Origin of the sequence: Aeromicrobium sp. REDSEA-S38_B2 (genome assembly GCF_001628525.1) — a bacterium.
GTDB lineage: Bacteria > Actinomycetota > Actinomycetes > Propionibacteriales > Nocardioidaceae > Aeromicrobium > Aeromicrobium erythreum.
Window position 1 is genome coordinate 1 of the sequence record NZ_LUNH01000083.1, and the last position, 9,196, is coordinate 9,196.

The 9,196-nt window shown below is 72.0% G+C and carries 6 protein-coding genes and 1 pseudogene; all 7 read left to right on the top strand.

What is annotated here, in order from left to right:
- A partial coding sequence (pheS, locus tag A6Q81_RS14575) for a phenylalanine--tRNA ligase subunit alpha (RefSeq protein WP_286690907.1) occupies positions 1-757 on the top strand: 757 nt, incomplete at its 5' end.
- A gap of 82 nt (positions 758-839) precedes the next feature.
- A pseudogene (gene pheT / locus A6Q81_RS14580) lies at positions 840-3,199 on the top strand (phenylalanine--tRNA ligase subunit beta).
- A 726-nt stretch (positions 3,200-3,925) separates the two neighbouring features.
- Positions 3,926-5,356: an argininosuccinate synthase gene (gene argG, locus A6Q81_RS14585; RefSeq protein WP_067857205.1), complete on the top strand. Its 1,431-nt coding sequence runs from the start codon at positions 3,926-3,928 to the stop codon at positions 5,354-5,356.
- 61 nt (positions 5,357-5,417) lie between these two features.
- On the top strand, positions 5,418-6,476 hold the full coding sequence (gene argC, locus A6Q81_RS14590; protein WP_067857212.1) for an N-acetyl-gamma-glutamyl-phosphate reductase: 1,059 nt from the start codon (positions 5,418-5,420) through the stop codon (positions 6,474-6,476).
- Complete coding sequence (gene argJ / locus A6Q81_RS14595) at positions 6,473-7,639, top strand: bifunctional glutamate N-acetyltransferase/amino-acid acetyltransferase ArgJ (RefSeq protein ID WP_286690908.1); 1,167 nt, start codon at positions 6,473-6,475, stop codon at positions 7,637-7,639. Before argC ends, argJ begins: the two co-directional genes overlap by 4 nt.
- A gap of 9 nt (positions 7,640-7,648) precedes the next feature.
- Positions 7,649-8,617, top strand: a complete 969-nt coding sequence (gene argB / locus A6Q81_RS14600) for an acetylglutamate kinase (protein WP_286690909.1) — start codon at positions 7,649-7,651, stop codon at positions 8,615-8,617.
- A gap of 35 nt (positions 8,618-8,652) precedes the next feature.
- Positions 8,653-9,196, top strand: a 544-nt coding sequence (locus A6Q81_RS14605) for an aminotransferase class III-fold pyridoxal phosphate-dependent enzyme (RefSeq protein ID WP_286690910.1), incomplete at its 3' end; no start/stop codon positions are given.

Consider the following 9,196-nt stretch of genomic DNA (forward strand, 5'->3'; position numbering starts at 1 on the left):
CCGCGAGCCCGTCGGCGCCCGCCACCCCATCACCACCATCCAGGAGCACGTGGCCGACCTCTTCGTGGCCATGGGCTGGGAGGTCGCCGAGGGCCCCGAGGTCGAGGCCGAGTGGCTCAACTTCGACGCGCTCAACCTGGGACCGAACCACCCCGCGCGCACGATGCAGGACACGTTCTGGGTCTCGCCGGAGCGGGCCGCGCTCGTGCTGCGCACCCACACGTCGCCGGTGCAGGCCCGCAGCATGCTGACCCGCACGCCCCCGATCTACGTCGTCTGCCCCGGCCGGGTGTACCGCACCGACGAGGCCGACGCCACGCACATGCCGGTCTTCCACCAGGTCGAGGGGCTCGCGATCGACCGCGGCCTCTCCATGGCGCACCTCAAGGGCACGCTCGACCACTTCGCCGCCGCCGTCTACGGACCCGAGGTCACGACGCGCTTCCGCCCGTCGTACTTCCCGTTCACCGAGCCGAGCGCCGAGGTCGACCTGCTCTGCTACGTCTGCCACAACGACCCCGGGGCCGTCGCCGACTGCGGCACGTGCCGCGGTGAGGGCTGGATCGAGTGGGGTGGCTGCGGCGTCGTCAACCCGCGCGTCCTCGTCGCCTGCGGCGTCGACCCCGAGGAGTACTCGGGCTTCGCCTTCGGCATGGGCCTGGACCGCACCATCACCAGCCGCTACGACATCGCGGACCTGCGCGACCTGTGGGACGGCGACATCCGCTTCACCGAGCCGTTCGGAGTGGGTCTGTGAACGAGCGTCAGCGAGGGAACCGTCAGATGACCAGCGACCTGCCCCCGAACCGTGATGCGCTCTCGACGGGGGTGGATCGCTGATGCGCGTACCCGTCGAGTGGCTGCGCTCCGTCGTGGAGCTGCCGGCCGAGGCGACCACCGAGGAGATCGCCGACCGGCTGACGATGTACGACCTCAAGCTCGAGGAGATCGTCGGCGGCGGCATCACCGGCCCGCTCACGGTCGGCCGCGTGCTGGCCGTCCAGCCGGAGAAGCAGAAGAACGGCAAGACCATCAACTGGTGCCGTGTCGACGTCGGGCCGGAGCGCAACGAGCCGTCGGTGCCCGACGCGCCGGGCGACGACGTGCCGTCGCGCGGGATCGTCTGCGGTGCACACAACTTCGGCGTCGGCGACCTCGTGGTCGTGTCGCTGCCCGGCACGCACCTGCCCGAGCTGGGCTTCGAGATCGGCTCGCGCAAGACCTACGGCCACGTCTCCGACGGCATGATCTGCTCCACCCGCGAGCTCGGCCTCCCCGACGACGAGACCAGCGCCGCGGGGATCCTCGTGCTCGAGCCGGGGTCCGCGACGCCGGGCGACGACGCGGTCACGGTCCTGGGCCTCGGTGACCAGACGCTCGACCTCGAGGTCAACCCCGACCGCGCCTACGCGCTCAGCCTGCGCGGCGTCGGGCGCGACGCCGCGCTCGCGTTCGACGTCCCCTTCGCCGATCCCGCCGACCGCCCGGTCCCGTCGGCCGACACGCCCGCCTACCCGGTGCGCGTCGAGGACCCCGAGGGGTGCCCGGTGTTCACGGCGCTCGTCGTCTCGGGCGTCGACCCCACCGCGCCGACGCCCGCCTGGATGGCCCGACGGATCACCGACGCGGGCATGCGGTCGATCTCGCTCACCGTCGACGTCTCCAACTACGTCATGCTCGAGCTCGGTCAGCCGAACCACTGCTACGACCGCGACCGCCTGCAGGGCGACGTCGTCGTCCGCCGGGCGCGCGAGGGAGAGCGGCTGACGACCCTCGACGACGTCGACCGCGCCCTCACGCCCGACGACCTCGTCATCGCCGACGACTCCGGACCGGTCGGTCTGGCCGGCGTGATGGGTGGTGCGTCGACCGAGATCAGCGACACGAGCACCTCGGTCGTCGTCGAGGCCGCGTACTGGGACCCGGTGACGATCTTCCGCGCCGTCAAGCGTCACCGGCTGCCGTCGGAGGCGGCCAAGCGCTACGAGCGCGGCGTCGACCCCGAGCTGGCGCTGGTGGGCGCGGCCCGCGTGGCCGAGCTGCTGGTCGAGCTGGGCGGAGGCACCCTCGAGCCGGGCGCGACCGTGGTGGGCGAGGCGCCGGCCCGCGCCGCCGTGCGCGTGCCGGTCGACCTCCCGGCGCGGATCAGCGGCGTGCCGATCGCGCCCGAGGAGGCCCAGCGCACGTTCGAGCGCAACGGCTGCACGGTCGAGCGCGACGGTGACGTCTTCGTCGTCACGCCGCCGAGCTGGCGCTTCGACCTGAACGATCCCTACGACTTCGTCGAGGAGGCGCTGCGCACGGCCGGGTACGACCAGGTGCCGTCGGTGCTGCCGACGCCCACGGGCGGGCGGGGTCTCACCCGCCACCAGGAGCTGCGGCGTCGCGTCGGGCACGTGCTCGCCGGCGCGGGTCTCGTCGAGGTCACGACCCTGCCCTTCGCAGGACCGGCCGACCTCGACCGCCTCGGCATCGACGCCGACGACGTCCGTCGTCGCCAGGTGCTGCTCGCCAACCCGTTGTCGACCGAGGAGCCGGGTCTCACCACGACCCTGCTCGTGGGGCTGCTGCGGGCCGCGTCGCTGAACGTCGGCCGCGGCCACGAGTCGGTCCAGGTCAGCGAGGTCGGACGCGTGTTCCTCGCGCGCGAGGGTGCGCCGGAGGCCCCGATCTACGGCACCGACCGCCGCCCGACGCCCGAGGAGCTCGCGGCGCTCGACGCCGCCCTGCCGCACCAGCCGTTCCACGCGGGCTGGGTGCTGGTGGGGGAGCGCGAGCGGTCGGGCTGGGACGGCGCCGGTCGCCCGTGCACCCGACCGTGCTGAAGGAGCACGGCCTCCCGCCGCGCTCGGTGGCCGGCGAGATCGACCTCGACGCGCTGCTCGCGGCCTCGCCCGCGATCGGCCCCCGGCCCGACTTCTCGACCTACCCGGTCGCGAAGGAGGACCTCGCGTTCCTCGTCGACACGTCCGTCACCGCCGAGTCGCTGCGCGCGGCACTGGCGTCGGCCCACGCCGCGGTCGAGTCGGTGCGCCTCTTCGACGTCTACACGGGCGCGCCCGTGCCGGATGGCCAGAAGTCGCTCGCCTTCGCCGTCCGCCTCCGCGCCCCCGACCGCACCCTCAAGGACACCGAGATCGCCGAGGCGCGCGCCGCCCTCGTCGCCGCCGGCGAGGCGCTGGGGGGCGTGCTGCGCTGAGTCGGGGCGGCTGGTCCCTGCTGGTGCGCTGCCGCAGGGGGTCTGGGCTTGCTGGTGCGCTGCCTGCGGGGGTCTCGTCCTGCTGGTGCGCTGCCTCGGCTGGTGCTGTGTCTGGTCCCCGAAAGGGCCTCGACCGGCGGCGGGCCTGGGGCTGGCTCGGGGTCTCGGGGTCTGGTCTGGGCTCGTGGGTGACGCAGGATTCGTCGTTTCTGCGTTCTGGGGCCAAGATTCTGCGTTTGCGCGTTCTATCGGTGGATCTGCAACCGCAGGAGCGCTTCTGCGGTTGAGAATCCACCGATGGCTGGCTGAGCGGCGGAAGGGTTCTTCCTTCGCGTGGAACGGTCCACACCAAGGAAGAATCGTTCGTCACCTCAACGCAAAGTGCACCCAAGATTCTTCATTCACGCGTGCGAGGCCGCACGCCTCTGCGTTAGCGACGGGATCCCGTAGGAAACGCAGAAACCTCAGCCTTCAACGCACGAACGCAGCATCGTGCGTCCACCCCAGCACCAACCCGCAGCCCGAGACCCCAGACCAGCGCGGTGCCAGCCGCCCGGTCGAGGCCCTCTCGGAGACCACCCGCAGCACCAGCCGAGGCAGCGCACCAGCAGGTCGAGTTCCCCGACGGCAACGCAGCAGCAGGACGAGACCAACGTCGGCAGCGCAGCAGCAGGCCAAGACACCCCCGCACTGCAAGACCTTGCAGGCGTGTGCAAGACTGTGAGCATGTCCAAGGTCCTCACCTCCCTGCCCGTCGGCGAGCGCGTCGGCATCGCCTTCTCCGGAGGGCTCGACACGTCCGTGGCCGTCGCGTGGATGCGCGACAAGGGCGCGGTGCCCTGCACGTACACGGCCGACATCGGCCAGTACGACGAGCCGGACATCTCCGGCATCCCGGGTCGGGCGATGCAGTACGGCGCCGAGCTGGCCCGCGCGATCGACATCAAGACCCCGCTGGTGGAGGAAGGCCTGGCCGCCCTCGCATGCGGCGCCTTCCACATCAAGTCGGCCGGGCGCACCTACTTCAACACGACGCCGCTCGGGCGGGCCGTCACCGGCACGCTGCTCGTGCGGGCCATGCACGAGGACGGCGTCGACATCTGGGGCGACGGCTCCACGTTCAAGGGCAACGACATCGAGCGGTTCTACCGCTACGGCCTGCTCGCCAACCCGGCGCTTCGCATCTACAAGCCGTGGCTCGACGCCGACTTCGTCAGCGAGCTCGGCGGGCGGACCGAGATGAGCCAGTGGCTCACCGAGCGCGACCTGCCCTACCGCGACAGCCAGGAGAAGGCGTACTCCACCGACGCGAACATCTGGGGCGCCACCCACGAGGCGAAGACGCTCGAGCACCTCGACGTCTCCCTCGAGACCGTCGAGCCGATCATGGGCGTGAAGTTCTGGGACCCGTCGGTCGACATCGACACCGAGGACGTGACCATCACGTTCGAGGCCGGACGGCCGGTCGCGATCGACGGCACCCGCTTCGACGACCCGGTCGCGCTCGTGCACGCCGCCAACACGATCGGCGGACGCCACGGTCTCGGCATGTCCGACCAGATCGAGAACCGCATCATCGAGGCCAAGAGCCGCGGCATCTACGAGGCGCCGGGCATGGCCCTGCTGCACATCGCCTACGAGCGGCTCGTGAACGCCGTCCACAACGAGGACACGATCGCCAACTTCCACGCCCACGGACGTCGGCTCGGCCGGCTCATGTACGAGGGCCGCTGGCTCGACCCGCAGGCGATGATGCTGCGTGAGTCCGTCGAGCGCTGGATCGCCTCGCTCGTCACCGGCAGCGTCACGCTCCGACTGCGGCGCGGCGAGGACTACTCGATCCTCGACACGCAGGGCGAGAACTTCTCCTACCACCCCGACAAGCTGTCGATGGAGCGCACCGACAACGCCGTGTTCGGCCCGACCGACCGGATCGGCCAGCTGACGATGCGCAACCTCGACATCGCCGACTCGCGCGCCAAGCTGGAGATGTACGCCGGCCAGCCCCTCGACCAGGGCCAGGTCCTCGTCGAGAACGGCACGCTCTTCGGCGAGCTGCCCGCCGGCGGAGCCCTACGCATCGAGGCCAACCCGGCCGCCGCGACCGAGACGGAGCAGGCGCTCGACGCCGCCGCGATGGAGCTCGGCACCGACTGAGCACCGACGTCGGGGTGCCGACGTCCCACCCCTTCCCGACCCGACCTGACAAGGTGGACCGATGACGACCTACACCGCTGCCGTCGCCGGCGCGAGCGGCTACGCCGGGGGCGAGGTGCTGAGGCTCCTCGGCGCGCACCCCGACGTGACGATCGGCGCCGTCACCGCGGCGTCCTCCGCGGGCTCGCGCCTGGGAGAGCACCAGCCGCACCTCGTGGACCTCGCCGACCGCGTGATCCAGCCGACCGACGCGTCGACCCTCGCCGGTCACGACGTCGTCTTCCTCGGCCTGCCCCACGGCGAGTCCGGACGCATCGCTGCCGAGCTCGGTGACGACGTGCTCGTCATCGACTGCGGCGCCGACCACCGGCTGGAGAGCGCCGAGGACTGGACGACGTTCTACGGCAGCGAGCACGCAGGCACCTGGCCCTACGGACTGCCCGAGCTGTTCGTGGGCGAGAGCCGTCAGCGCGACGCCCTCGCCGGCGTCAAGCGGATCGCGGTCCCGGGCTGCAACGTCACCGCCGTGACGCTCGGCCTGCAGCCGGCGATCGCGGCCGGTGTCGTCGCGCCCGACGACCTCGTCGCCGTGCTCGCCAACGGGTTCTCCGGTGCCGGCAAGGCGCCGAAGACGCACCTGCTCGCCTCCGAGGGCCTCGGCGCCGCGTCGCCGTACGGCGTCGGCGGCGTGCACCGCCACGTGCCCGAGATCATCCAGAACCTCACCAAGGCCGGAGGAGAGGACGTCACCATCTCCTTCACGCCCACGCTCGTGCCCATGGCCCGCGGCATCCTCGCGACCGCCACCGCGCGCCTCGCCGACGGCGTCGACGCAGCGCGCGTGCGCAGCGTCTACGAGCAGGCGTACGGGGGACCCGGCGAGGGCGAGCCGTTCGTCCACCTGCTGCCGGAGGGCCAGTGGCCGACGACGGCCGCGACGCTCGGCGCCAACACGGCCCAGCTCCAGGTCGCCGTCGACTCGGCCGCCGGACGCCTCGTGGTCACCACCGTGATCGACAACCTCGTCAAGGGCACCGCCGGTGGCGCGATCCAGTCCATGAACCTCGCCCTCGGCCTCCCGGAGACCACGGGCCTCACCACCACGGGAGTGGCGCCATGACGGTCACCGCAGCACAGGGCTTCCGCGCCGCCGGTGTCGCCGCCGGCCTGAAGTCGACCGGCGCGCCCGACGTCGCGCTCGTCGTCAACGACGGTCCGTCGTCGGCAGCGGCGGCGGTCTTCACCAGCAACCGGTGCCGGGCCAACCCGGTCCTCTGGAGCGCCGAGGCGATCAAGACCGGCTCGGCGCGGGCGGTCGTGCTGAACTCCGGCGGCGCCAACTGCTACACGGGCGCCGAGGGCTTCCAGCTGACCCATGCCACCGCCGAGCTCGTGGGCGAGCTCGTTGGTGTCGGTGCGATCGACGTGCAGGTCTGCTCGACCGGCCTGATCGGTCTGCTGAACGACCGCGACGACCTGCTCGCCGGTGTCCGGGCGGCGCACGCGGAGCTGTCCGACGACGGGGGAGCGGCGGCTGCAGCGGCCATCATGACGACCGACACCGTCCCGAAGCAGTCGGTCGCCGAGGGCACCGACTCCGCAGGGCGGGCGTTCACGGTGGGCGGCATGGCGAAGGGTGCCGGCATGCTGGCGCCTGCGCTGGCCACGATGCTCGTGGTCGTCACGACCGACGCCGACGTCGACGCGGCCACGCTCGACGCGGCGCTGCGCCGGGCGACCCGTGTGACGTTCGACCGGCTGGACTCCGACGGCTGCCAGTCGACCAACGACACCGTGCTGCTCATGGCGAGCGGGGCCTCCGGCGCCACCCCGTCGGTCGACGAGCTGGCCGAGCACCTGACGACGGTCTGCCACGACCTCGCGCTGCAGCTGCTCGCCGACGCCGAGGGCGCCGACCACGAGATCTCGATCGAGGTCCGCGGCGCGGCGAGCGAGGACGACGCGGTCGAGGTCGCCCGCTCCGTGGCCCGGAGCAACCTGTTCAAGGCCGCCGTGTTCGGCAAGGACCCCAACTGGGGTCGCGTGCTGGCCTCGGTCGGCACGACGTCGGCGACGTTCGACCCCGCCGACCTCGACGTCGCGCTCAACGGCGTGTGGGTGTGCCGCGACAGCGGTCCCGGCGAGCCGGCGACGAGCGTCTCGCTGGAGGACCGCGCGGTCTCCGTGACCATCGACCTGAAGTCGGGGCCGGAGACGGCGACCGTCTGGACGAACGACCTGACCCACGCCTACGTTCACGAGAACTCCGCCTACTCCTCCTGAGGACCCCCGATGACGGACGACGACACCTTCGGCACCCCTGACCCGGGCCACACGCGCGAGCAGTGGGCCGAGCACACCGAGAAGGCGGCCACGCTGGCCGGCGCGCTCCCGTGGCTGAAGCGCTACCACGACAAGGTCGTGGTGGTGAAGTACGGCGGCAACGCGATGACCGACGAGTCGCTGAAGCAGGCGTTCGCCGAGGACATCGTCTTCCTGCGCCTGGCGGGCTTCAAGCCGGTCGTGGTGCACGGTGGCGGACCCCAGATCAGCGCGATGCTCGACCGGCTCGGCATCGAGTCGGAGTTCCGCGGCGGGCTGCGCGTCACGACCCCCGAGGCCGTCGACGTCGTCCGCATGGTGCTCACCGGCCAGGTCGGCCGTGAGCTCGTCGGTCTGCTGAACCGGCACGGAGCCCTCGCCGTCGGCCTGTCGGGCGAGGACGCCGGCCTGTTCACGGCGACCACCACGCGACCCGTCATCGACGGCGTCGAGACCGACATCGGCCTCGTCGGCGAGGTCACCCAGGTGCGCCCCGAGGCCGTCCAGGACCTCATCGACGCCGGCCGCATCCCGGTCGTCTCGACGATCGCGCCCGACGCGTCCGGGCAGGTGCACAACGTGAACGCCGACACGGCGGCGTCGGCGCTCGCCGTCGCGCTCGGCGCGGAGAAGCTGCTGGTGCTGACCGACGTCGAGGGGCTGTACCGCGACTGGCCCGAGAGCACCGACGTGATCGGCGAGATCGCCCCGGAGGCACTGCGCGAGATCCTCCCGACGCTGGCGTCGGGCATGATCCCGAAGATGCAGGCCTGCCTCGAGGCGGTCGAGGGCGGGGTGCGCGGTGCGACCGTCGTCGACGGCCGCGAGCCGCACGCCGTGCTGCTGGAGCTCTTCACCGACGAGGGCGTCGGCACCCAGGTGCTGCCCGGCGTCGACACCAAGGTCCGCAAGGCCCGGCAGAAGGCGGTGAAGAAGTGAGCGACTCGCTGAAGGCCCGCTACCCCGAGGCGCTGATGAACACCTTCGGCCCGCCCAAGCTCGCGCTGGTGCGCGGCGAGGGCACCCACGTGTGGGACGAGGACGGCAAGGAGTACGTCGACCTCCTGGCCGGCATCGCGGTCAACTCCCTCGGACACGGCCACCCGGCCCTGGTCGGAGCGGTGACCGAGCAGCTGCAGACCCTCGGTCACGTCTCCAACTTCTTCACCACCGGCCCGCAGGTCGAGCTGGCCGAGCGGCTGCTCGCCCTGCTCGGTGACGCCGTCGCTCAGCAGGGCGGCAAGGTCTTCTTCGCCAACTCCGGCGCCGAGGCCAACGAGGGCGCCTTCAAGCTCACCCGCCGCACCGGTCGCACCCACGTGGTCGTGGCCGAGGGCGGGTTCCACGGGCGCACGATGGGCGCGCTCGCACTGACGTCGAAGGCTGCCTACCGCGAGCCCTTCGAGCCGCTCCCCGGCGACGTCAGCTTCGTCCCCTACGGAGACGCCGACGCGCTCGCCGCCGCCGTGACCGACGAGACCGCGGCCATCTGCTTGGAGCCCATCCAGGGCGAGGCGG

Bases quoted from the DNA above. Each gene is read 5' to 3' on its own strand.
- argG (WP_067857205.1), top strand. From the start codon at position 3,926: ATGTCCAAGGTCCTCACCTCCCTGCCCGTCGGCGAGCGCGTCGGCATC.
- argC (WP_067857212.1), top strand. From the start codon at position 5,418: ATGACGACCTACACCGCTGCCGTCGCCGGCGCGAGCGGCTACGCCGGG.
- argJ (WP_286690908.1), top strand. From the start codon at position 6,473: ATGACGGTCACCGCAGCACAGGGCTTCCGCGCCGCCGGTGTCGCCGCC.
- argB (WP_286690909.1), top strand. From the start codon at position 7,649: ATGACGGACGACGACACCTTCGGCACCCCTGACCCGGGCCACACGCGC.